The sequence below is a fragment of the Paraburkholderia kururiensis JCM 10599 = LMG 19447 genome, from assembly GCF_003986935.1.
Lineage (GTDB): Bacteria > Pseudomonadota > Gammaproteobacteria > Burkholderiales > Burkholderiaceae > Paraburkholderia > Paraburkholderia kururiensis.
The window spans coordinates 1-245 of sequence record NZ_RJZE01000150.1; the positions used below are offsets into that span (position 1 = coordinate 1).

The following is a 245-nucleotide window of genomic DNA, read 5'->3' on the forward strand; positions in this document are numbered from 1 at the left end:
AGCAATGCACTGGCCGTGGTCGGGCCGATGCCGAGCAATTGCATCAGCCTCTTGCTGCGCGCATCCGCACGCGCGATCTCAGCGATCGCGCGGTCGTATTCGAGCAGGCGATCCTCGATATGGCCAGCATGCTCGAGCAGATCGCTGATGCTACGCTTCGCCCAGCCTGGCAATGTGTCCAGATGTTCCGTGATGTACCTGCGCAACTTCTCCGGGCTCTGTGGCAGCACTACACCGAATTCCGA

Annotated in this window: 1 pseudogene; it reads right to left on the reverse strand. The window is 60.8% G+C overall.

What is annotated here, in order from left to right:
- Nucleotides 1–245: pseudogene (locus PKKP23_RS33675) on the reverse strand (IS110 family transposase); the annotation flags it as partial.